Origin of the sequence: Bacillus infantis NRRL B-14911 (genome assembly GCF_000473245.1) — a bacterium.
Taxonomy (GTDB): domain Bacteria; phylum Bacillota; class Bacilli; order Bacillales; family Cytobacillaceae; genus Bacillus_AB; species Bacillus_AB infantis.
The window spans coordinates 4462274-4485982 of the sequence record NC_022524.1; the positions used below are offsets into that span (position 1 = coordinate 4462274).

General features: G+C 48.6%; 25 protein-coding genes. All 25 read right to left on the minus strand.

Annotated elements, in window-relative coordinates; all coding sequences use genetic code 11:
• Window positions 1–21: 21 nt before the first annotated feature.
• Window positions 22–336 (minus strand): NADH-quinone oxidoreductase subunit NuoK, encoded by a 315-nt coding sequence (gene nuoK / locus N288_RS21975; protein ID WP_009792646.1) that lies wholly within the window; start codon window positions 334–336, stop codon window positions 22–24.
• Window positions 333–857, minus strand: coding sequence for an NADH-quinone oxidoreductase subunit J (locus tag N288_RS21980; RefSeq protein ID WP_009792645.1), 525 nt, complete (start codon window positions 855–857; stop codon window positions 333–335). Before N288_RS21980 ends, nuoK begins: the two co-directional genes overlap by 4 nt.
• A complete protein-coding gene (gene nuoI / locus N288_RS21985) occupies window positions 854–1273 on the minus strand; it encodes an NADH-quinone oxidoreductase subunit NuoI (protein ID WP_009792644.1) in 420 nt (139 codons plus the stop codon). The genes N288_RS21980 and nuoI overlap by 4 nt, the downstream gene beginning before the upstream one ends.
• A gap of 67 nt (window positions 1274–1340) precedes the next feature.
• The gene (gene nuoH / locus N288_RS21990; RefSeq protein WP_009792643.1) at window positions 1341–2348 is read right to left on the minus strand and encodes an NADH-quinone oxidoreductase subunit NuoH; all 1008 of its coding nucleotides are present in this window, start codon (window positions 2346–2348) and stop codon (window positions 1341–1343) included.
• Window positions 2348–3448: an NADH-quinone oxidoreductase subunit D gene (locus N288_RS21995; protein WP_009792642.1), complete on the minus strand. Its 1101-nt coding sequence runs from the start codon at window positions 3446–3448 to the stop codon at window positions 2348–2350. The genes nuoH and N288_RS21995 overlap by 1 nt, the downstream gene beginning before the upstream one ends.
• 3 nt (window positions 3449–3451) lie before the next feature.
• Window positions 3452–4864 (minus strand): NADH-quinone oxidoreductase subunit C, encoded by a 1413-nt coding sequence (locus N288_RS22000; RefSeq protein ID WP_009792641.1) that lies wholly within the window; start codon window positions 4862–4864, stop codon window positions 3452–3454.
• Between the two features lie 4 nt (window positions 4865–4868).
• Window positions 4869–5381, minus strand: coding sequence for a NuoB/complex I 20 kDa subunit family protein (locus tag N288_RS22005; RefSeq protein WP_022544498.1), 513 nt, complete (start codon window positions 5379–5381; stop codon window positions 4869–4871).
• Window positions 5372–5746 (minus strand): NADH-quinone oxidoreductase subunit A, encoded by a 375-nt coding sequence (locus N288_RS22010; RefSeq protein WP_022544499.1) that lies wholly within the window; start codon window positions 5744–5746, stop codon window positions 5372–5374. The genes N288_RS22005 and N288_RS22010 overlap by 10 nt, the downstream gene beginning before the upstream one ends.
• A gap of 1214 nt (window positions 5747–6960) precedes the next feature.
• A complete protein-coding gene (locus N288_RS22015) occupies window positions 6961–7368 on the minus strand; it encodes a F0F1 ATP synthase subunit epsilon (RefSeq protein WP_009792638.1) in 408 nt (135 codons plus the stop codon).
• Between the two features lie 22 nt (window positions 7369–7390).
• The gene (gene atpD / locus N288_RS22020) at window positions 7391–8812 is read right to left on the minus strand and encodes a F0F1 ATP synthase subunit beta (protein ID WP_009792637.1); all 1422 of its coding nucleotides are present in this window, start codon (window positions 8810–8812) and stop codon (window positions 7391–7393) included.
• Between the two features lie 172 nt (window positions 8813–8984).
• Window positions 8985–9845 (minus strand): F0F1 ATP synthase subunit gamma, encoded by an 861-nt coding sequence (locus N288_RS22025; protein ID WP_009792636.1) that lies wholly within the window; start codon window positions 9843–9845, stop codon window positions 8985–8987.
• A gap of 157 nt (window positions 9846–10002) precedes the next feature.
• On the minus strand, window positions 10003–11511 hold the full coding sequence (atpA, locus tag N288_RS22030) for a F0F1 ATP synthase subunit alpha (RefSeq protein ID WP_009792634.1): 1509 nt from the start codon (window positions 11509–11511) through the stop codon (window positions 10003–10005).
• A gap of 24 nt (window positions 11512–11535) precedes the next feature.
• Window positions 11536–12072 (minus strand): F0F1 ATP synthase subunit delta, encoded by a 537-nt coding sequence (locus N288_RS22035; RefSeq protein WP_009792633.1) that lies wholly within the window; start codon window positions 12070–12072, stop codon window positions 11536–11538.
• Window positions 12069–12602 (minus strand): F0F1 ATP synthase subunit B, encoded by a 534-nt coding sequence (gene atpF / locus N288_RS22040; protein WP_009792632.1) that lies wholly within the window; start codon window positions 12600–12602, stop codon window positions 12069–12071. The genes N288_RS22035 and atpF overlap by 4 nt, the downstream gene beginning before the upstream one ends.
• A 217-nt stretch (window positions 12603–12819) precedes the next feature.
• Window positions 12820–13032, minus strand: a complete 213-nt coding sequence (gene atpE / locus N288_RS22045) for a F0F1 ATP synthase subunit C (RefSeq protein WP_009792631.1) — start codon at window positions 13030–13032, stop codon at window positions 12820–12822.
• Between the two features lie 76 nt (window positions 13033–13108).
• Window positions 13109–13819: a F0F1 ATP synthase subunit A gene (gene atpB, locus N288_RS22050; RefSeq protein WP_009792630.1), complete on the minus strand. Its 711-nt coding sequence runs from the start codon at window positions 13817–13819 to the stop codon at window positions 13109–13111.
• Between the two features lie 21 nt (window positions 13820–13840).
• Window positions 13841–14215 carry an ATP synthase subunit I gene (locus N288_RS22055; protein WP_009792629.1) on the minus strand — a complete coding sequence of 125 codons (375 nt, stop codon included), beginning with the start codon at window positions 14213–14215 and terminating at the stop codon, window positions 13841–13843.
• A gap of 6 nt (window positions 14216–14221) precedes the next feature.
• A complete protein-coding gene (locus tag N288_RS22060) occupies window positions 14222–14443 on the minus strand; it encodes an AtpZ/AtpI family protein (protein ID WP_022544500.1) in 222 nt (73 codons plus the stop codon).
• 327 nt (window positions 14444–14770) lie between these two features.
• On the minus strand, window positions 14771–17011 hold the full coding sequence (locus N288_RS22065) for a S8 family serine peptidase (RefSeq protein ID WP_009792627.1): 2241 nt from the start codon (window positions 17009–17011) through the stop codon (window positions 14771–14773).
• A gap of 54 nt (window positions 17012–17065) precedes the next feature.
• On the minus strand, window positions 17066–18052 hold the full coding sequence (locus N288_RS22070; protein WP_022544501.1) for a nuclease-related domain-containing protein: 987 nt from the start codon (window positions 18050–18052) through the stop codon (window positions 17066–17068).
• Window positions 18053–18659: 607 nt separating this feature from the next.
• The gene (wecB, locus tag N288_RS22075; RefSeq protein WP_022544502.1) at window positions 18660–19808 is read right to left on the minus strand and encodes a non-hydrolyzing UDP-N-acetylglucosamine 2-epimerase; all 1149 of its coding nucleotides are present in this window, start codon (window positions 19806–19808) and stop codon (window positions 18660–18662) included.
• Between the two features lie 15 nt (window positions 19809–19823).
• Window positions 19824–20453, minus strand: a complete 630-nt coding sequence (upp, locus tag N288_RS22080) for a uracil phosphoribosyltransferase (protein WP_009792624.1) — start codon at window positions 20451–20453, stop codon at window positions 19824–19826.
• A gap of 163 nt (window positions 20454–20616) precedes the next feature.
• Complete coding sequence (locus N288_RS22085) at window positions 20617–21858, minus strand: serine hydroxymethyltransferase (protein ID WP_009792623.1); 1242 nt, start codon at window positions 21856–21858, stop codon at window positions 20617–20619.
• Between the two features lie 132 nt (window positions 21859–21990).
• On the minus strand, window positions 21991–22989 hold the full coding sequence (locus N288_RS22090; protein WP_009792622.1) for an anti-sigma factor: 999 nt from the start codon (window positions 22987–22989) through the stop codon (window positions 21991–21993).
• Complete coding sequence (locus N288_RS22095) at window positions 22970–23515, minus strand: sigma-70 family RNA polymerase sigma factor (protein ID WP_035402039.1); 546 nt, start codon at window positions 23513–23515, stop codon at window positions 22970–22972. The genes N288_RS22090 and N288_RS22095 overlap by 20 nt, the downstream gene beginning before the upstream one ends.
• Between the last annotated feature and the right edge of the window lie 194 nt (window positions 23516–23709).

Consider the following 23709-nt stretch of genomic DNA (forward strand, 5'->3'; position numbering starts at 1 on the left):
TCCGCTGATTTTTCCTAAGAGCTAATGTTTCATCGTATCCATTTCATCGATGTTGACCGTCCTGCGGCTGCGGTAAAGAGAAATGAGGATGGCGAGGCCTACCGCCGCTTCCGCTGCAGCAACAGCTATGGCAAATAAGGCGAATACCTGTCCTGTGATTGACGGGACCATCCCATATTTGCTGAACGCGACAAGATTGATATTGACCGCATTCAGCATCAGCTCAATGGAAATGAGGACGATGACGGTATTCCGTTTCGTAAGGGCCCCGTATAGTCCGATGCAAAATAAGATGAGTGCCAGCGCGAGATAAGCTGAAACAGGTACACCTGTCATCTTCCATCCTCCTCCGTTTCCTCATCATCCTTCCTCGACAGGACAATGGCCCCGACTAAAGCGACCAGGAGCACCACTGATGTCAGTTCAAACGGAATGACAAATTCGGAGAATAAGCTGATCCCGATTTGCTCTGTATTGTTTTCATGAAGCAGCACCTCCTGCTCCGGAAAATCCAGGTTGTAGATGCCGATATACACACTGAAGGCAAAGGCCAGGATCGCCAGAAATAATAGAATCCTGCGCAGTCGGCCGGCTTTCTGCCCGCTCTCGTCATGATGGCGGGTAAGCATGATGCCAAACAGCATAATGATCGTGATGGCACCCGAGTAGATCAGCACCTGGACAACGGCAATGAATTCAGCAGACAAAAGGATATAAATGCCCGCTATGCTGATAAAAGTAAAGACGAGCGCGACCACCATATGGACCACTTTTTCAAGGTTGATCAGCAGGATGCCCCCGGTCACTGCAGCGATGGCCAGCCCCAAAAAGGCAAGCAGCTCTCCTGTAAATGTCATGCTTTATTCACCTGCCGTATGTTTTCATCATTTTCATCAAGCCATTCAAGGTTTTTGAACAGCTCATCCCGGCTGTATTCTGCCAGCTCGAAGTTATTCGTCATGATGATTGCTTCTGTCGGGCATACCTCTGTACACAGGTCGCATAAAATGCAGATCTCGAAATTGATGTCATAGGTGTCAATGATTTTCCCTTTTTTTGCAGGGTCAGGATGCTTCTTGCCTGTCAGCTGGATGCAGTCTGTCGGGCAGATATTGGCGCACTGATTGCAGACGATGCATTTTTCCGGATAGAATTTCTGGATGCCCCTGAACCGGTCCGGAAGCGGCAGCGGCTCTTTCGGATAATTATAGGTGACTTTTTTTCTTGCCAGATTACTAAGGGTATATTTGAGTCCCTTTGCCAGTCCCAGCATGCTTTTTCACCCTTTCTATCAGTCTGGAATATAAGCGGCATTCCCGGCATCTGCGCCGGGCTGCATGTTAGAAGAATCTGATCAGCTCTTTAATGATCGCGGTCAGGAAGATATTTGCCAGGGCAGCCGGCAGCAGCACCTTCCAGCCGAACTCCATCAGCTGGTCGGCGCGTATGCGGGGGAAGGTGACCCTGAACCAGATGAGCAGGAAGACAACCAGGCTGAACTTAAGTGCAAACCAGACTGCTCCGGGAATGAAGCCAAGGAATGGCAGCGGGAGCCAGCCTCCGAGAAACAGCACCGTGGTCAGGGAAGCCATTGCGAAAAAATACACATATTCCGCGAGCATGAAAAATGCCCATCGAAACCCTGAATATTCCACATGGAAGCCGGCAACAAGCTCCGATTCCGCTTCCGGGAGATCAAAAGGCGCCCGGTTCAGCTCTGCTACTGATGCGATGATGAAGATGATGAACGCCACCGGCTGCCAAATGATGAACCAGCCGCCCCGCTGAGCCTCGACTATTTCATTGAGATTCAGGCTCCCTGTCAGGAGTACGATACCGAGCACAGACATGACGAGAGGGATTTCATAGGAAATCATCTGTGCGGCCGCCCTCATGCCACCGAGGAGCGCGTATTTATTATTGGATGCCCATCCCCCGGTCACAATCCCGATCGTCGTCAAACCGGAGATGGCAATATAGTAGAGCAGCCCGACGCCAATGTCGGCGAACTGGAATTTATCCGTGAACGGGATGACCGCCAGGACCATAAAGGCCGGCGTGAAGGCAATGACCGGTGCCAGGATGAACAGCGGACGGTCGGCCAGCTTCGGGATGGTGTCCTCTTTTATCAGCAGCTTCAGCACGTCAGCCACTGTCTGCAGCAGGCCCCACCGCCCGCCGACCTGGTTCGGTCCCTGCCTGAGCTGCATAAAGCCCATTACTTTCCGTTCGGCCAGGATGGCATAGGTGACAAAACCTAGCACTACGAGCAAAAGGACCGCAGCGAGCGCGAAAAAGATGCCAAAGTTCAGAAGGCCAGGTTCTGAACGGAGCAGTTCATTGACCATCAGCCGTCCACCTCCCCTAGTACAATATCAATCGCTCCTAAAATAGCAATCAGATTTGCGATATTCTCCCCCTCCAGGAGCTTGGGAAGAATCTGCAGATTATAGAAGGATGGCCTTCTGAATTTCAGGCGGTACGGCTCTTTTTTCCCGTTGCTGGCAATATAGCAGCCAATCTCGCCGCGTGGCGATTCAATCCTTACGAAGGCTTCACCCTTCGGCGCTTTGATGATTTTCGGAACCTTTGCTATGAAGTCCCCAGCCTGAGGAAATTGCTCTGCGGCCTGCTCCAGTATTTTAAGAGACTCTTCTATTTCCTCAAGGCGGCAATGATAGCGGGCCCAGGCATCCCCGCCTTCCCGGACAGGCACATCGAATTGGAAGCGGTCATAGATGGAGTATGGTTCATCCTTGCGGAGATCCCATTTGACGCCTGTACACCTAAGATTGGCGCCGCTCAGCGAATAGCTGAGGGCTTCCTCTTTCGTGTAGGTGCCCACTCCTTTTACACGGTTCATGAAAATTTCATTTCCTGTGACAAGATCGTGATAGCCTTTCAGCTGCTCCCTCATGTAAGGGACAAATTCTTTGACCTTTTCGATCCAGCCTTCCGGGGCATCCCATTTAACGCCTCCGACACGCATATAGTTAAAGGTCAGCCTGGCACCGCACAGCTCGTTGAGCATATTGATGATCATTTCCCGTTCGCGGAAGGCATACAGGAACGGGCTAACCGCCCCGATATCGAGCAGATAGGTTCCCCACCATACGAGATGGCTTGCAATTCTGCCGAGCTCCATCGAGATCACGCGAAGGTATTCGGCCCGCTCCGGGATTTCGATGTTCATCATCGTTTCCACTGCATGGACAATCACATAGTTATTCGTCATGGCAGCAAGATAGTCCATCCTGTCTGTATAAGGGATGATTTGCGTATACTGAAGATTTTCTGCCAGCTTTTCTGTACCTCTGTGCAGGTAGCCGATGACAGGCTTCGCTTCTTTAATGATTTCTCCGTCTATTTTGAGGACGAGCCTGAAAACACCGTGTGTACTGGGGTGCTGCGGCCCGACATTCAGGAGCATTTCCTCTGTTCGCAGCATCGGCTACACCTCCACATCATAGGGTTCATAATCTTTTCGGAGCGGATGGCCGACCCATTCTTCCCCGAGCATGATCCGGTACAAGCCTGGATGACCCTTGAAGCTGATGCCGAGCAGGTCATATGCCTCGCACTCCGGCCAATTCGCCCCCGCCCATAAAGGAGCCAGCGATTCAATAGCAGGGTCTGAACGGTCTATCTTTGTTTTCAATGCCACCGTCTGGCGGTTTTTATAAGAATACAAATGTACATAGACCTCCATATGGGTTTCAAAGTCAGTACCGTGGAGCTCGGAAAGATAGTCAAAGCCCAGCTGCTCGTTATAGCGCAGGAACTCTGCAATCTTGAAATATGTATCCTGCCTTGCGACAAGAGTCGGAACATCCTTCGAAAGCCTATTAATATAGGAGTCTTCCAATACGTCCCCTCCGAGATGTTCTTCAATTACCTGGTTGTACAGATCAAGGAAAGGCTGGTTTACGGAAGGCTTCTGTTCTGCTTCAGGCTCTGCGGCCGGCTTTGCGCCTGAAGCAGATCTTGCTTTGGCTGCTGCTGCGGCTTTCGCCTTGGCCGCGGCAATCGCTTTTGCTTTTTCATCATCAGCGCCGGCTCCTGAAGCTTTCGCGGCAGCAGCGGCTTTTGCTTTGGCTGCTGCCGCTGCCTTCGCCTTAGCGGCTGCAATAGCTTTTGCCTTTTCGTCATCTGTACCAGACTCACCGGCTTGCTTTGCCATAGCTGCCGCTTTTGCCTTTGCCGCGGCGGCTGCCTTGGCTTTTGAAGCGGCTGCGGCTTTTTTCTTGGCAAGATCCTCGTCCCCTGCTGCTTCCCCTCCTGATTCCTGTTCCTTTGCTTTCATTTTGGCGAGGGCTGCGGCCTTTGCTTTGGCTGCTGCGGCGGCTTTCTTTTTGGCAAGATCATCTTCCGGCTCATCTGGAGCAGAGGCCTCTGTCTGAGCTTCCTGTTCCTTGGCTTTCTTTTTAGCAAGGGCTGCGGCCTTCGCTTTGGCTGCTGCGGCTGCCTTTTTCTTCGCCAGGTCATCTTCTTGAGATTCCTCTGGAGTTGGGGTCTCTGTCCCGGCTTCCTGTTCCTTGGCTTTCTTTTTAGCAAGGGCTGCGGCCTTCGCTTTGGCTGCTGCAGCTGCCTTTTTCTTCGCCAGGTCATCTTCTTGAGGTTCTTCTGGAGTTGGGGTCTCTGTATCGGCTTCCTGTTCCTTGGCTTTTCTTTTCGCTAAAGCTGCGGCTTTTGCCTCGGCTGCTGCGGCGGCTTTTTTCTTCGCCAGGTCTTCCTCTTGATTTGGAGCTTCTTTTAGTTCAGCCTGTTCAGCTGCCCGCTTTTCTTCAAGCCGCTTTTTGGCGATTGCTTTGGCCTTTTCTGCTGCCTCTTTCTTCAGCTGCTCTTTATCCTTTTCATCGCCCATAAGCCTAGATCACCCGCTTCCCGGTCTTTGCTTCATATCGGATTTTTTCCTTCAGCTTGTTGATTCCGTAAATCAGGGCTGCCGGATTTGGCGGACAGCCCGGTATGTATACATCCACCGGAACAATCTGGTCAACGCCTTTTACAACTGAATAGGACTTTACATATGGCCCTCCTGCAGTTGCACATGAACCCATGGCAATGACCCATTTAGGCTCAGGCATCTGATCATACAGGCGGCGGACAATCGGAGCCATCTTCTTTGTGACGGTACCGGATACGATCATGACGTCCGATTGGCGCGGCGAGGTACGGAAAAATGAGCCGAACCGGTCCAGGTCATAGTGGGAGGAACCTACCCCCATCATTTCAATTGCACAGCAGGCGAGCCCGAAGGTCATAGGCCATAATGAGTTGCTTCTGGCCCAGGCTTTGATTTGTTCAAGGGTGGCCATAAATACGTTCCTCTGCAGTTCCTGCATTTCTTCTGGTGTGATATTCTCAAGCTTTAAGTCCATTTGAGCACCTTCTTCTTCCATGCGTAGATTAGTCCGATGACCAGCATGATGGTAAAAATGAGCATTTCAATCAGGGCAAATATTCCGAGTTTTTCATAGGCGACGGCCCAGGGGTATAAAAATACGGTTTCAACATCGAAGATGACAAACATGAGGGCAAAAATATAATAGCGGACATTGAACTGCACCCTTGAATCATGGAATGGTTCAATTCCGCTTTCATATGTGGTGTACTTTGCTTCTGACGGCTTGCTGGGGCGAAGGAGCTTTCCCATGAATAATGCGACCACTGGAAGCAGGACACCTAGACATAGAAATACGAAGACAATCAGATAGTTATTTTGGTATAAGTTCAGCAAATCCATGTCTTTTCCTCCCGAAACATATGAATTTTCAAAACTTTTAGAAATGTAATCGTTATCATTATAGCATCGTTGGTTTTTACTGTCGATAAAGCTTATGTATTATTTGGAAATATTAAGGCCCTTGTACATTTTACGCAGAATCGTTGGAGTTATGACCTAAGTTTTTGTGATATAAGGAACTGGGGGTTAGTAAGATAGCATATTCGGTTGAAGGATGGGGTTCTGATGATAATGGGGCTGTTGATTTCCGTTACAGGCACTTCGCTTTCCGCGGGGCGAAGTTGAGCCTCCTCGCGCTTGCGCGCTGCGGGGTCTCAACATTTTCGCTTCAATCCCGCAGGAGTCTGCGTGCCTTCCACTGCAATCAACAGGTTTTTTAAAATTTTGATGGATTTATGAAAAGATCACTGAGGAGCTAAAACTATTTACTTAAAAAACTCCGACAGTCACTTAAGATAAGGTATAAACAATTTATGTCCTTGGCTTTCTATTGGTATGGGGCTGCTGATCTCCGCTGCAATCAACAGGGTTTTTTAATTTTAATGGATTTATGAAAAGATCACTGAGGAGCTACAAACTATTTACTTAAAAAACTCCGGCAGACACTTAAGATAGGGTATAAACAATTTATGTCCTTGGTTTTCTATTGGTATGGGGCTGCTGATTTCCGTTGCAGGCACTTCGCTTTCCGTGGGGCGGCGCTGAGCCTCCTCGCGCTTGCGCGTTGCGGGGTCTCAGTTCTGCCGCTATCTCCCACAGGAGTCTTCGTGCCTTCCACTGCAATCAACAGGGTTTTTTATGATTTTTATGGATTCTTGACGAAAAAATAAACGGAGAAAATCCCTCTATTTTAAATAATTCTCTAAAAATAGCTAAAATAAAGGGAGAAATTCCGGCTCTCGACTCAAAAAACAGGTTAATAGGCAACTTCAGTCTTCTTAACTGGAATTTCTCCGCTTATTTACACCCGACCGAGCCATGTTCAGCTGCATAACCGGAAAATCTCCGCTTATCATAAAGATTGCTGTCACTCACTCAAGTAAGGATACGACTTCCTTTTATTCAAAACCATTCTTTCACTATCCTGCAGCGAAGAATAAGACTCTCTTCATCCAGTACCCAAAAATGAAATTTACTCCTTGTAATCATTAAAAGCAACATATTTACGAAAAGAGCAAAAGAAAAAACCCCCGGCATTTACCGGAGGTTTTTAATTATATTCTTCTTTCAGCAACTGAAATACGGTTAACTGCCCTTTGGAGGGCTAGTTCGGCCCGTTTGGCGTCGATGTTGTCACGCTTTTGATCGGCGAGGCGCTGTTCGGCGCGCTGTTTGGCGCTTTTGGCACGCTCGATGTCAATTCCTTCTGATTGCTCAGCGGATTGCGCTAGGATCGTTACTTGATCCGGACGGACTTCGATGAAGCCGCCATTGACTGCCAAGAGTTCAGTATTTCCGCCATTCTTCAGGCGGACGGCTCCAATTTGCAGCGGTGCGACCATTGGAATATGTCCAGGCAGGATGCCAAGCTCGCCGCTTTGAGCTTTGGTGCTGACCATGTCCACATCTGATTCGTACACCGGGCCATCGGGAGTAACAACACTGACTTTGATCGTCTTCATTTTTTACCCTCCTGGTCCGAAATTAGACCTCTACGCCCATGCTTTTCGCATTTTCAAGCACGTCTTCGATCGTTCCGACAAGGCGGAAAGCATCTTCTGGAAGATGGTCGTATTTGCCTTCAAGAATTTCTTTGAAGCCTTTAACAGTTTCTTTAACCGGAACGTAAGAACCTTTCTGGCCAGTGAACTGCTCGGCAACGTGGAAGTTCTGTGATAGATAGAACTGGATACGGCGTGCACGGTGTACAACAAGCTTGTCTTCGTCAGAAAGCTCATCCATACCGAGGATCGCGATGATATCCTGAAGTTCTCTGTAACGCTGAAGCGTTGATTGAACCTGGCGCGCTACTGAGTAGTGTTCTTCTCCAACGATTTCCGGTGACAGGGCACGGGAAGTTGAAGCAAGAGGATCCACCGCAGGGTAGATACCCATCTCAGAAAGCTTACGCTCAAGGTTAGTCGTCGCATCCAAGTGAGCGAACGTTGTTGCTGGAGCCGGATCCGTATAGTCATCGGCTGGTACATAGATTGCCTGGATGGAAGTAACAGAACCTACGTTAGTAGATGTGATACGTTCCTGAAGGCGTCCCATTTCTGTTGCAAGGGTCGGCTGGTAACCTACCGCTGAAGGCATACGGCCTAACAGGGCGGAAACCTCAGAACCTGCCTGTGTGAAACGGAAGATGTTATCCATGAAGAAAAGAACGTCCTGTCCTTGGTCATCACGGAAGAATTCAGCCATTGTCAAACCTGTCAGGGCAACACGCATACGCGCTCCCGGCGGCTCGTTCATCTGGCCGAATACCATCGCCGTTTTCTTGATTACGCCTGAGTCGGTCATCTCGTGGTAAAGGTCATTACCTTCACGTGTACGCTCGCCGACACCGGCGAATACGGAGATACCGCCGTGCTCTTGGGCGATATTGTTGATCAATTCCTGGATCAGAACGGTTTTACCTACACCGGCACCACCGAATAGACCGATTTTACCACCTTTGATGTAAGGTGCAAGAAGGTCTACTACTTTAATTCCAGTTTCAAGGATTTCAACCTCAGTTGAAAGCTGCTCGAATTTAGGTGCTTCCCTGTGGATGGAGTCGCGACGGATGCCGGCTTGGAGTGCCGGATCAAGGTCGATTGTTTCACCAAGTACGTTGAATACACGTCCAAGAGTGATATCCCCAACTGGTACAGAGATAGGTGCACCAGTGTCAATAACTTCAGCACCACGGGTTAAGCCGTCAGTAGAAGCCATGGCAATAGTACGAACTGTATCATCACCTAAGTGAAGGGCAACTTCAAGGGTTAAGCTGATTGCAACTTCAGATTCGTTACGCGCAGGGACTGAGATTGTTAAAGCATTGTAGATTTGCGGAAGCTCGCCGCTGTCAAACTTTACGTCAACAACCGGACCCATGATTTGAAGAACGCGTCCTTTGTTCATCATTTTCCCTCCTAATATTTCAATTCAATAGAGGATTGCGCCTGGCATGATATCAGTCGGGCATCTCTATCTTGCTTGCCTGGCCTGTGCCGTAAGATGCAGATGCTATGGCGCCATCAGCAGTGAAGGCACCTAAGCAGCAGCTTCTATAAGCGTCCAGGACTGGCATTTATTATTCCAGCGCTGCCGCGCCGCCGACGATTTCGGTAATTTCCTGGGTAATGGCCGCCTGACGCGCACGGTTGTAGCTTAGGCTAAGCGAATTGATAAGCTCCTTCGCATTATCCGTCGCACTCTGCATCGCTGTCATACGGGCCGCGTGCTCACTGGCCTTGCTGTCCAGCAGCGCGCCATAGATCAGGCTTTCTGCATATTGCGGAAGGAGAACTTCCAGAATATCTTCTGCAGAAGGCTCGAATTCATAGGATGTAAGCTTTCCGCCGGAAGAAGAAATATCCGTCAGCGGGAGAAGCTTCTTCTCTGTTACATCCTGCTGAATTGCACTGACATAGTGGCTGTAGTAGATATATAGTTCATCAAATGTTTCGTCTGAAAACATGCCGACTGTTTTGCTGGCGATATCTTTGATCTCCGCAAAAGCAGGCTGGTCCGCAACTGCCACGATATCCAGGATGACGTTCATGCCGCGCTTCCTGAAAAAATCGCGCCCAATGCGGCCGATGGCGATGATTGCATACTCATCACTTGATTTATGGCGTTTTTGGATGGTCTGGTATACAGTCCGCAAAATATTGCTGTTGTATGCCCCGGCCAATCCGCGGTCGGAAGTGATGACCAGGTATCCTGTCTTTTTAACGGGACGGGATGTCAGCATTGGATGGGATACGTCAGTGCTTCCCAGTGCGATGCTGGCAGTAACTTCCTGGATTTTTTCCATGTAGGGAACGAATGATTTAGCATTCATTTCTGCACGGTTCATTTTTGCCGCAGATACCATTTGCATGGCCTTTGTGATTTGGCTCGTCTTCTTTGTAGAAGTGATCCTATTTTTTATATCGCGCAATGATGCCACAGGTTCTCACCACCCTTTTCAAAGAATGTCAGGCTGAGAGCCTGCCCGCATAGGAGCAGCCCCGGCAGCCCTTCTATTGTCAGACCTTTAACAGCGATATCCATCCTCAAGGGAAAAAGCCTGAATCAGGCTTTTTCTGCTTGGGGGACTTGCGCTATTACTCGGTTACTGCGAAAGTCTTTTTGAAGCTGTTGATCGCAGAAGCCATATCATCGTCAGCAGGAAGCTCTTTCGTTGTAGCGATATGGTCTAACAAATCTTTCTTGTTATGGTCAAGCCATGTAAGGAATTCAGCTTCGAAACGGCGGATGTCCTGGACAGGGATATCGTCTAGGAAGCCGCGTGTCAATGCATACAGGATGGCTACCTGCTTTTCAACCTTAAGCGGCTTGTTAAGATCCTGCTTCAGTACCTCAACTGTACGGGCACCGCGGTTAAGCTTCGCTTGTGTTGCTTTATCAAGATCAGATCCGAACTGGGCGAATGCTTCCAGCTCACGGTATGATGCAAGGTCCAGACGCAGTGTACCGGATACCTTTTTCATGGCTTTGATCTGTGCAGATCCGCCGACGCGTGATACAGAAAGACCAGCGTTGATCGCAGGGCGTACGCCTGAGAAGAACAGGTCAGACTGAAGGAAGATTTGTCCGTCCGTGATGGAGATAACGTTAGTTGGAATGTATGCAGATACATCCCCTGCCTGTGTTTCAATGAAAGGAAGTGCAGTGATTGAACCTGCTCCCTTCGCATCGCTCAGCTTTGCAGCACGCTCAAGAAGGCGGCTGTGCAGGTAGAATACATCCCCTGGATATGCTTCACGTCCTGGAGGACGGCGCAATAATAGTGAAAGCTCACGGTAAGCAGCTGCTTGTTTTGTAAGATCATCATATACGACAAGAACGTGCTTGCCATTGTACATGAATTCTTCACCCATTGTTACACCTGCATAAGGAGCAAGGAACAATAATGGAGCAGGCTGTGATGCAGAAGCTGTCACAACGATTGTGTACTCTAATGCACCAGTCTTGCGGAGCGTTTCTACTGCATTACGTACAGTAGATTCTTTTTGTCCGATTGCTACATAGATACATACCATATCCTGGTCCTTCTGGTTCAGGATTGTATCGATGGCAACGGAAGTTTTACCAGTCTGGCGGTCACCGATGATAAGCTCACGCTGTCCGCGCCCGATTGGCACGAGGGCGTCGATCGCTTTGATACCAGTCTGCAGCGGCTCATGAACAGATTTACGGTCCATTACGCCTGGTGCAGGGCTTTCGATCGGACGTGTTACAGTTGTATTGATTGGCCCCATGCCATCAACAGGCTGTCCAAGCGGGTTGACTACGCGCCCGATCAGCTCAGGTCCTACAGGAACCTCCATGATGCGGCCCGTACGGCGGACCTCATCTCCCTCACGGATTTCAGTATATGGGCCAAGGATGATAATACCGACGTTATTTTCTTCAAGGTTTTGTGCCATACCCATAACGCCGTTTGAAAATTCAACAAGTTCTCCAGCCATGACATTGTCGAGGCCATGAGCACGGGCGATACCGTCACCGATCTGGATAACTGTACCTACATCACTCACTTGAATTTCCGACTGATAGTTTTCGATCTGCTTTTTTATCAGCGCACTGATTTCTTCAGCTTTGATGCTCATGAGTTTCACCCCTATCTATAAATCTCAGCTTAATAATTGACGTTCCAGGCGTTCCAGCTTGCCGCGCATGCTGCCGTCGAAAATCCTGTTTCCGATGCGGAGCTTGATGCCGCCGAGCAGGCCCGGGTCCACGATATTCTCGATGCGGAGGGACGTTTTTCCGACCCTTGATGCAAATGCAGCAGATAGCTCGCTGCTCTCAGCCTCTGTCAGCGGACGGACTGAGTAGACCTTTGCTTCCGCAATGCCCCTTGCGTCATTCGCAAGGCTGATGAATTCCTCCGCAAGATCAGAGAATTGATCTTCACGGTGGCGGTCAATCAATAGCATAAGTGTATTAAGTACTAAAGGATTAACAGACGCGAAGGCAGTTTTGATGATCCCTTTCTTCTCATCATTCTCGAGTTTCGGGGATTTCAGGACTGCATCCAGGCCCTTATTATTGTTTACGACATCTTTGACGATGCGAAGGTCTTCTTCCATTTGGCCAAGAAGCTGATGTTCATTCGCAAGCTGGAACAGAGCCAACGCATAGCGCTTTGCTACTGTAGAGCCGCTCATCGGTTTTCTCCTGCCTCTTGAATGTATTCATTGATCAGCTTTTCCTGGTCTGCTGCACTCAGTTCCTTCTCAATAACCTTGGAAGCAATAAGGACAGACAGTGAAGCAACCTGCTCCCGGATTGCGGCAACTGCTTTTTCTTTCTGCTGATCGATTTCCAGCTTAGCTGATTCTTTGACGCGCTCTGCTTCAGCACGCGCTGCGGCGATGATTTCCTCGCGCTGCACGTCGCCTTGCTTCTTCGCACCTTCGATCAGGTTCTGAGCGTCTGTGCGTGCTTCTTTCAGAAGGCTTCTCTGCTCTTCCAGAAGCTTATTTGCTTCAACACGGCTTTGTTCAGCCGCGCCGATTTCATTGGCAATATGCTCTTCACGCTGTTTCATGATGCCCATTAAAGGACCCCATGCAAATTTCTTGAGCAATGCCAACAAAATGATAAACATAGCCAGCTGGAATAAGATATCCCCGCCGTTGAATGCTGTATGTGCTGCGCCTTCTGCAGCGCCTAATACTAAATTGCTTGCTAACACCCTCGATTCACTCCCTTCAAGAGTCTTCCACTTTCCCTATCAACAAGTTAACGAATTTCATCATATGAATTCGGTTCTTTCAGATTCAAAAAGCCAGTTTGCATCCGCCTGCACAGGCTAAGCGGACCTCCAAGATTAAGGCGCATCCGCACCTGGGCATAAAGGAATGGCGAAGGGTCACATCCATGATCTTCGCCATTATGTGTACTGCTTATAATTATTGACCAATAACCATGAACGCGATAACAACTGCGATGATCGGCACGGCCTCAACTAACGCTACCCCGATGAACATAGTTGTTTGAAGCATTCCGCGAGCTTCCGGCTGACGGGCAATCCCCTCAACTGTACGTGATACGATAAGACCGTTACCAATACCGGCACCTAGTGCTGCCAAACCAATTGCAATTGCTGCTGCTAAAAGACCCATTATAAATTTCCTCCTTAGGATTGTATAAAATAATATAGTGTTTGAATGTTTTGTTCATAGAATGAACAGGTATATATTAATGGTCAGAGCTCACTTTATGGGAGAGATAAACCATTGTTAACATACAGAAAATAAATGCCTGGATCGCGCCGACAAATATTGAGAACCCTTGCCATGCAAGCATTGGTACAATCGCGGCCAGATGTCCGACCCACCCTGTTGCCAGGCTTCCGGCAATCAGTGTCAGCAGGATTTCACCCGCATAGATGTTACCATAAAGACGAAGGCCGAGTGTAAGCGTGTTGGCAAACTCCTCGATGATCTTGATCGGGAACATGAACCAGAATGGACGGAAAAATTCTTTTCCGTATTCCCCTACTCCCCGAAGCTTTACACCGTAATAGTGCGACAATCCAACCACCATAACTGCCAAAGTCAGCGTTACGGCAGGGTCTGCTGTAGGCGATTTCCACCATAATTGGTCATTGATGACCACGGAGAACGGAAGCCCCAGCATATTTGAAACAAAAACATACATAATAATGGTGATTCCAAGGATATGGAATCTTCCGCCATCTTTCCAGTCCATCGTACTGTTGATGATGTTTTTTACAAAATCCATGACCCATTCGAAAAAGTTCTGCATTCCGGTTGGTTTCATGGCGAGCGTACGAGTGGAAAGAACAGCGATGATGAAAACAATGGCACTGGCAACTGTAATCATCAACATGTTTGCCAAGTTGAAGTTCAAACCAAGAAATTCAACTATAGGTGCTTCATGATGCACAGTATTCACCTCTCTTCCCGGCTATTTACGTAAAACAAAAAGTTGAAGAAAATAATCTATCATAATGACAATATATGATGTCATTAATCCCAGAACTACGCTGATCAGGTGCACCTCATCCGGGTACTTCATGCTGATCATGACGGCAAGCACTGCCGTCGCCATCCTCGACAGCATCCCGAGAGACCGCATCCTTTGGCCATTCGCTGCCGCTTCCCCAAACTGGTCCGTCTTCCTTACCATCAGCCATAAATTGAACAGGCTCAGGCTTGTCCCCACTATCAGCCCCATAAAAATAGATTGATAAGAGGTGAACCCCCAGCCGAGAACATAGACTGACAGCAGTAGGAATATGTATTTGCGCTGCCGTATAAACATTGTTTTGAGGTCTGGCATAGGCTGTTAGTCTCCTGTAAAGAAACGTCTGACCAGGTGAAGCATGGCATAAGTCCCTGCGGCCAATCCTATAAGCAATCCGACTATCAGGAATAACGGCTCGGTTCCAATCACATCATCAAGCCATCTTCCAAGGAAGATGCCGATCAGGACGGAGCCTACTAATTGGGAAAGGATGGCGGACATTAAAGCCATGGCTTGAAACGGGTGGCGGTCTTTTCGACGCATGATAACGCATCCTCCACACTGGAAATGTATTCCTTTGACGTATTTATGTCTTGAGAATGCAGGGTTTCCTGCTAGTGAAAAGAGAATGGTGTTTGAATTGAGGTAAGTGTTTTCATTGTTGATATCATGCAGATTGCGGTTATTTTCTTCCGCATGAAATCTGTGAAAACCCTATCATTTTATACCCTTTGTAAGCATACAATAGGCATCTGTCAATGTCAATGCATTCGGAGTGAAAAAGTTCACAAACTCCAGTAACGGAAAAGTCTTTGTTCACACTATTTTCGAATTTTTTTTCGAATAATAACTTGCAATTGGAGCGAGGTATTATCTCGCTCCAATCGCACCCTCTTCCTCTTCTTTTCTTACCTCCAGATAGGCCTCAATCATATCCTGCCTGCCGGCTTTCCTTGCAAAGACCTGAGCAATGTAGACGCCGTCCGGAGGCAGATCATCGTTTGCTAATTCCTTGCGGATCTGGCCTTTGCCTGCTCCCCTCTTCCAGTCAAGGAACTGGACGAACCGGAGTGTATCAGGATCAAACAGCGCAATACCGAATTCTTCCGCTCCCCCGGGAAGGTAGACTTCATAGCGATAGCTCCCTCCATTGTCTCCCCTGCCAAAATCGAACCCCATGACACGCGGGTAATCCGGCTCTTCGAGGACATACAAATACGGGATGCCGACTTTCCTGCCTCCAGCGTTCAGGACAAGCCGCCCATCATGAATTTTCTGTTTGAATTCTTCCGGGTCTATTCTCATCTTGATAGCGACCTTCTTTTTCCCGCCGGGTTCAAGGCGAAAGGCGAGCGGCATCTCCCATTCAATCCCGCTTATGTTAGCAGGTACAGTGAATGAATACGATTCTGTTCGGCTGCCTGTATTTTTAACAGTCAGATACCGGACATGCTCATTCTCACGCCCGGCTATCTTGAACTTGCCAAACTGAAGTGAAGCAGGCGTCACTAAGGCAGGAGCCTTCACCGCGTCTTCGACCTGGATTCGGCCTGCCCCCTGTTCATAAGTCCTGTACAGCATGCCTTCTTCATTATAAAGAGGCAGAGCCGTATTCATGAGCGAGGCTTTGATTTCTTCCGGACTCCAATCAGGATGGGCCTGTTTAATCAGCGCACATGCACCTGCAACATGGGGGGAAGCCATACTTGTTCCCTGCAATGGCAAATACCCCCCGGGAACCGTACTGCTGATAGCCACACCCGGGGCAAGTACATCCGGCTTGATTTCCCAAGTATCGGTCACAGGTCCGCGTGAGCTGAAATCGGCAAGAATATCCTTTTCTTCTATTATATATGTCCGGGCCAGCACCGTTTCTTCCTGCAGGCGCTTCTTCAGCTGGTCCCCATCCTGCTTAGAGAGCGACACAACCGGAAGGCCGGCATCCTCCTCAAGATTGCCTGCAAAGCTTCCGTCTGTATTATTGTAGATAATGACTGCGATCGCGCCTGCCTGCCTTGCATTTTTGGCTTTTTGTGAAAAAGTAAGGCCACCCCTCTGAATGAGGGCAATCTTCCCTTTTATCCTCTTAAGCTCTTCAGGATTTCCAAGCCCGCCTAACGCCAGCTCATAGGAGCGGTCTAAATTCCAGAGAGAAGAGCCTTGAAGGGGATTCAGTTTTACTTTCTTTCCGCTGCCGAAATCAAGATAGGGAATCTGGAGCATTGGCGTAGAGGCGCCGACGGATATCGCTTTAGAGGCAGTACCCGGCGAGCCGACTGTCCAGGTATTCGGTCCTGAGTTTCCAGACGAAGTGACAGCGGTAATGCCCTTATCGACTGCCTTATTCAAGGCCAGGCTAATGGGCAGGTCCGGGCCATTGACACTGTTGCCGAGCGATAGATTCAGGATGTCGACTTTATCCTTTATGGCCTGTTCAATGGCTGCAATCACCTGCTCTGTTGTACCCGCACCGCCTGGACCGAGCGCACGGTAGGCAATAATCTTTGCATCTGGCGCCACTCCCCTCATTTTGCCATTGGCTGCAATCACTCCTGCTACATGGGTACCGTGAAAAGTATCCTCTCCTGCCGTCCTCACCGTTTCCATCGGATCATCATCCTGGTCCACCAGGTCACGCCCTCCGGCGTAATTCCTCCGCAGGTCCGGATGATTATAATCAATTCCCGTATCAATCACACCGATTGTAACACCCTTCCCCGACAGCCGCTCCCCCTTTTCATCAAACAGCCCCCTGACTGTATGACTCCCAATCAGGCTGATGCCATCCTCACTTTCTGCCTGATAAGAGACCGCCTGGGATATGGTTTGGACTTCCTCTTCTTTGGCAAGCCGGTCCAGCGATTTGACCGGACCCTTTACTGAAAAACCGTTCAATGCCTCCTGGAAACTTTGCCTAAGAATTAAATCCGGGTACTGCCGGAGAAGGATATTCCGATCCTGTTCGGTTTGCCCTTCTTTCATCAGGACAATTGCCACACGCTCTGCATCCTCCGGTTCAGCCGGAAGCGGAGGGATTTGTAATGTCCTTGCATTCACATGAGGACTGAGCATAAGCGCAAACAGACTGATGATGAGGAAGATTTTTTTCATGGGAGGCTCCTTTCGGCATTTTTCCTTATGGTTTGTCTTGAAGGGCGGGAGTATTCAGGAGGTTTTCGAGGTCCTCCCAGTTTTCTTCCGAGGGGGAATGGTATAGGCGGTTTTTGGTGGTGCCGGAGGATTGGAGGTTGAGTGAAGACAGAAATTTATAAATATTCTTTTTGGAATCGTATATAGGAAATTCCTGCATTGCTGGCTGGTAATGGAGTTTTCCAGCAATAGAAAATAGTCGAGAATAGCGCGGATGTGGGCATTTTTCGACTCGCCGGAGCACGCTTGGCAAATCCATCCGCCATACATTCGGGACATTGAATACTGCTCGCACCCAGGACATTGGATTCCGCGGATGATTTCTTCAGGCGAAATTTTATATGATTCCAGGATAGATGTAAAAAGTGGATCGTGGTTTTTCAGCAGTAATCTTTTCACTTTGTTCAGCTCTTTGCTGCTAAGAATTAGTGAAGGAGAGGAAAGTTCTAGTTTTTCCAGCTTGCCAGGCAGCTGTTCTGCATGGATCAAGGTTTTGTAAATGTGTTCATTACCTGGGTTGGTTTTGATGATCGTGGAATTGGAACTGATGATGACCAGCAGCTCGATCGGCAGTTCTGGAAGTTTCATCTTCTCCATCCAACCTTGCAGCTGAACTTTATGCCGCTGGACTTGAAGCAGTGGATTGGAAAACCCGTCCTCCCCTTTGCTGGACTGTCTGATTACTTGCTGGGAGTGCTTTTCAAAAAATAGCGTGCCGGAAATGTTCTTGATTTCAGCTGCTGTGATAAATGAGGGAGCAAGTATGAGGGTATCTATCTGGAAAGGATGCTGATGCACTAAACGGAGGCCATGAAATATGAGATATTCATCCGGCAGGAAGGAGAGGTGGTAGTCTACATTCTTTTCTCCGCGGTAACCGGCGCGGCGCTTGATGAGGTCCTGTTCAATCAGGGGGATTTTCGGATGATTGGGCGGCAATCTTCTCAACAATGCCTCAAGCTGCCTGATTTTTAAAGGAACGACTCTTTTTTTGGCAATCATATGGGCATTCACCTCTTGGGATCGTATAGTTTTGAGAATGTATTCGTGTTTCTGAGGCATAAATCCTCCTCCAGGTGGTAAAATCTTCTCTGAATCTCCGAACACCATTAATGATTATTCCCATTTTTTAAGTGATTCGCCCTACTATTCCATTTATTCGCCCCAGATCTGCGGTGATTCCACCCACTTTCCGGTTTAATATTTCCATCTTGCATTTATCGCCAAAAACCATATGCCATTTTAAGTGAATCGCCCTACTTTCTTATTTATTCGCCCCAGATTTGCGGTGATTCCACCTACTTTCCGGTTTAATTTTTCCATCTTACATTTATCGCCAAAAACCACATGCCATTTTAAGTGATTCGCCCTACTTTCTTATTTATTCGCCCCAGATTTGCGGTGATTCCACCCACTTTCGGGTTAATTTTTCCACCTTACATTTATCGCCAAAAACCACATGCCATTTTAAGTGATTCGCCCTACTTTCTTATTTATTCGCCCCAGATCTGCGGTGATTCCACCCACTTTCCGGTTTAATTTTTCCGCATTACATTTACCGCTAACAAAACAACTAAAAAAACCAGCCGCATTTCCGCGGCCGGTCCCATTAATTCGGATTATAATCTTCCGGTCTTTCTTCTGTCTGTTTGAAATAGTAACGGATGGCTTCTCCGATCCGGGCAGAGGCGTTTCCGTCTCCGTACGGGTTGGTGGCTTTGGCCATTTTTTCGTAGGCTGCCCGGTTTGTGAGAAGTTCTGTTGCCATTTCATAGATCGGCTGTTCTTCAACACCGGCAAGCTTGAGAGTGCCGGCATCAATTCCTTCAGGCCTTTCTGTTGTATCACGCAGGACAAGCACAGGAACGCCGAGTGACGGAGCTTCTTCCTGTACTCCGCCTGAATCGGTAAGGATCAGCTCTGCCCTGGAGGCGAAGTTATGGAAGTCAATAACATCCAGCGGCTCGATCAAGTGAATGCGCGGGTCATTTCCAAGGATTTCGTCCGCCACTTCCCTTACAGCCGGGTTCAAGTGGACAGGATATACCACTTGAATATCCTGCTGCTCTTCCACGATCCGCTTGATTGCCTTGAACATATTCCTCATCGGCTGACCAAGGTTTTCACGGCGGTGGGCCGTCAGGAGGACAAGTCTGTCATGGCCAAGCTTTTCAAGCACTTCATGCGAGTAGGCATCCTTGACGGTCGTTTTCAGTGCATCGATGGCTGTGTTGCCTGTCACAAAGATGCTTTCATTTTTCTTGTTTTCCCGGAGAAGGTTTTCTGCAGACATGGCTGTAGGCGAGAAGTGGATATCCGCCATGACGCCTGTCAGCTGGCGGTTCATTTCTTCCGGGAACGGAGAGTACTTATTCCATGTACGCAGACCTGCTTCCACGTGGCCAACCGTGATCTGGTTGTAGAAAGCAGCAAGGCTTGCGATGAAAGTCGTCGTTGTATCACCGTGGACAAGGACGATATCAGGCTTCGCTTCCTTCATGACCTTATCAAGGCCTTCAAGCCCTCTGGTCGTTACATCGACCAGCGTCTGGCGGTCTTTCATGATATTCAGGTCATAATCAGGCGTGATGCTGAAGATACCCAGCACCTGGTCAAGCATTTGGCGGTGCTGCGCCGTAACCGTAACGATCGATTCAAAGTGTTCCGGGTGCTTCTGAAGTTCAAGGACGAGCGGAGCCATCTTGATGGCTTCCGGCCTTGTCCCGAAAATAGTCATGACTTTAATAGGACGATTCATGTAAGACACCTCTTCTTATTTAGTTCCAAACAAACGGTCGCCAGCGTCGCCAAGGCCTGGTACAACATAGCCTTTTTCGTTCAGCTTTTCGTCAAGTGCAGCAATGTAGATGTCTACGTCTGGATGTGCTTCTTTCACTGCTTCCACACCTTCAGGGGCAGCAACCAGGCACATGAATTTAATGTTTTTTGCGCCGCGTTTTTTCAGGGAATGCATCGCTTCAATGGCAGATCCGCCTGTCGCAAGCATTGGATCGACTACGATGAAGTCCCTTTCCTCTACATCGCTTGGCAGCTTGGCATAGTATTCAACCGGCTGAAGTGTTTCCGGATCGCGGTAAAGGCCGATATGCCCTACCTTGGCAGCAGGGATCAGCTTTAAGATGCCGTCCACCATGCCGATTCCCGCACGCAGGATTGGCACGATTCCAAGCTTTTTGCCGGAAAGGACATTTGATTTTGTTACGCTGACAGGAGTTTCAATTTCTATTTCTTCCAAAGGCATGTCGCGTGTGATTTCAAAGGCCATAAGTGTTGCGACCTCATCAACCAGTTCGCGGAACTCTTTCGTGCCAGTGTTTTTTTCTCTGATGTATGTAAGCTTGTGCTGAATGAGCGGGTGATCAAAGACGTATACTTTTGCCATTGAAAATCTCTCCTTTATTCTTCGCTATGTTTCGTTTACACTTCGTCTAATTTTACAGAAAAATAAATGCAAGGGCAACTGAGAGCAGAAATTGTTAATAATTCGTAATGAGTCTTCGCTGCTCTCCGCAAAAAGAGCCCCCCGCAAAGGAAGGCCCTCCATTTTAAAGCTCTTTATAAAGGATGAATCTGCCTGTGAGTTCCTCAACACGGCTGCTTGCTTCTGCAAGCTTTGCTTCGTCTTCATGGTTCTTGAGGGTGAAGGCAATCAGGGATGCGATTTCCTTCATCTCTTTCTCGCCGAAGCCGCGGGAAGTAACTGCAGCTGTTCCGATGCGGATGCCGCTGGTAACAAACGGGCTTTCCGGATCGAATGGAATCGTATTTTTATTAACAGTGATGCCAATTTCATCAAGCACCTTTTCAGCCACTTTGCCTGTCAGGCCAAGGGAGCGGAGATCGATCAGAAGAAGGTGATTGTCCGTACCGCCGGAAACGAGGTCGATGCCTTCCTCTTTCAGTCCTTCTCCCAGTGATTTAGCGTTATTAATGATACTTTGCGCATAATCCTTGAAGCTGTCCTGCAGTGCTTCGCCGAATGCGACAGCCTTGGCTGCAATCACGTGCATCAATGGGCCGCCCTGGATGCCAGGGAAGATAGACTTATCGATCTTCTTCGCGAATTCTTCACGGCAAAGGATCATGCCGCCGCGCGGTCCGCGCAATGTTTTATGTGTAGTGGTTGTTACAAAGTCAGCATATGGCACAGGATTTTGGTGGAGTCCCGCTGCGACCAGGCCGGCAATATGGGCCATGTCGACCATCAGGTAAGCACCGACTTCATCGGCGATTTCCCGGAAACGCTTGAAGTCGATTTCACGCGGATAGGCACTTGCACCGGCTACAATCAGCTTCGGCTTATGCTCGCGCGCTTTTTCAAGGACATCATCATAATTGATTCGGTGCGTTTCTTTATCCACCCCGTATTCAACAAAGTTGTACTGGATGCCTGAAAAGTTGACAGGGCTGCCGTGGGTGAGGTGTCCGCCATGGGACAGGTTCATGCCTAGGACAGTATCCCCTGTTTCAAGGATCGTGAAATAAACAGCCATATTCGCCTGCGCGCCTGAGTGAGGCTGGACATTGGCATGCTCTGCCCCGAAAATCTGCTTCGCACGGTCGCGCGCCAGATTTTCCGTCACATCGACATGCTCGCAGCCGCCATAATAGCGTCTGCCCGGATAGCCTTCGGCGTATTTATTGGTCAATACAGACCCTTGCGCTTCCATCACCGCTTCACTGACAAAATTCTCGGAAGCTATTAATTCGATCTTCGTTCTCTGGCGCTTCAATTCATCCTGAATCGATTGAAAAACCTGCTCATCCTGCTGTGCTAAATGCTTCATTGTAATCCTCCCTTTTTGAAAAACTACATATGTATGCTTTTTTTTGTAAAATCCTCTTACATTCTATCATGTTTTGGTTTTAAAAAGGAACCCAACTTCAACACCCCGCCAAAAACAGGCGGGGCTCTTTGATTATTCCGTCCAGTTCCAGTAATCCATCTCGCCAAGCTGGGCGCCGCGCAGCTCTTTTACCTCTCTCAGCTTCAGCAGCTCCTTGACTGGCCCCGTTACAACAGCTCCGTATACCTGAAAGCCATTTTCTTTCAGATAAGCATGCCTTTCTTCAAGATAGCCTAGTCCGAGGAATCTCTCATAATAGCTTTTCCGCTCTTCTTTTAGAAGCTTCTCCATCTGTCCGAGCATCAGCTCCTTATTTCTGCCGAGCATTTCCTGTGTAAACTCGTATTCACTTTCTGACATGCGGTCATTGCTGATTTCCCTTCCGCCCGTCAAACCGAAGGCAGGAATCGGAGAAATGGAATTGCCGCCGCTGCCTTTGTTTCCTTTAAAAGTCTTTAATTCCCCTGTATACAAAGGCATCCACAGGACATCCAAGTCATACGGCTCAAGGAGAGCGAAGAGCTCCTCCGGCTCCATAAACCGGTCTGTCGAAAAAGCTGCCTCTGCCACCGTTCCCTCATGAACCTTATCCAAGGCCTCCCAAATGCCATTATCGTCCTCGGCATCCAGTTTCCCTCCTGTCTTCGGGTCTTCAGGAAAGTAGAAACGGAAACCCCCTTCCTGATCTGGCTGATAATAGGAAAGCGTGCGCGCCGAATAGCTGTTCAATAACCCTTTCCTGATCTGCATTTCACCCGCTGGCTGTTCTTCTTTGCCGACTCGCCTTGTTACAGGATAAGAAATCTTCTGTGTGAAAAATGGTGTGATTTCCGACTGTGCGAATCCGCCAAAGTCTTTATGGATATTCGGCTGGGTCCAATCCATCGCCAGCTGGGTGTAAAAAATATGTTTCCGATCCAGGTGCAGGCTGTCATAGCTGATTGTGACGGCCAGCATATATATCCAGAAGATAAATAATGCAGCAATCAGGACTTTGACTACTCGGAAAGTCAGGGCAAAACGGTATTTCGTCAGGATTTTCTTTTCTTTATCAGGGCTCCAGTCTGCCATCCTTTTTCCATCCTTTCTTTTCTGCGATTACAGCGAGCTTTTTCCTGGCACGATGAAGATCAACCTTCACCTGGCTTTCTGTCAGGTCAAGCGCTTCCTGTATTTCCTTATAGCTGAAATGCTCATATTCTCTTAAATAGAGGACCGTCCGGTATTTTTCCGGCAGCAGCCTCAGCATGTCAGCGGCGTCCTGCTCCAGCTCGGCAGCCAGGGCTTCTTCTTCCGGCAAGCCGTATGGGCTGAGCATCTCTTCTTTTGAAAAAAGATAGTCTGCAAACGGCACCCATTTGCGCCGCTGCCGTTTTCGCCATTCGTCCAAGTAGGCATTCCGGGCCACCTTGAACAGCCAGGCCCGCACATCCTCCTGCTGGTAAAAGGAGAGTGAAACAGTTGCACGCACGAAAGTTTCCTGGACAAGTTCTTCGGCCAGATGGTCTGAGCCGGAAAGCTTGAGCAGGTAGTAGTAAAGTGGTTTTGCATAGTGTGAGTATAGGTCATCGAGTTTTTCTTTTCTGCGGGCGTCCAACTGTTTTTTCCCTCCTTTCTTTGAATGGCTATAATGATAACGCAGGGGGTTGCTATTTGTTACAGGTTTTTTAGGAAAAATAAAAAACAGCCTTGGAATGGCTGCTAAATACATAGATTTATATTTATTTATGGAGCTGTTGATTTCCGTTCCAGGCACTTTACTTTCCGCGGGGCGGAGTTGAGCCTCCCCGC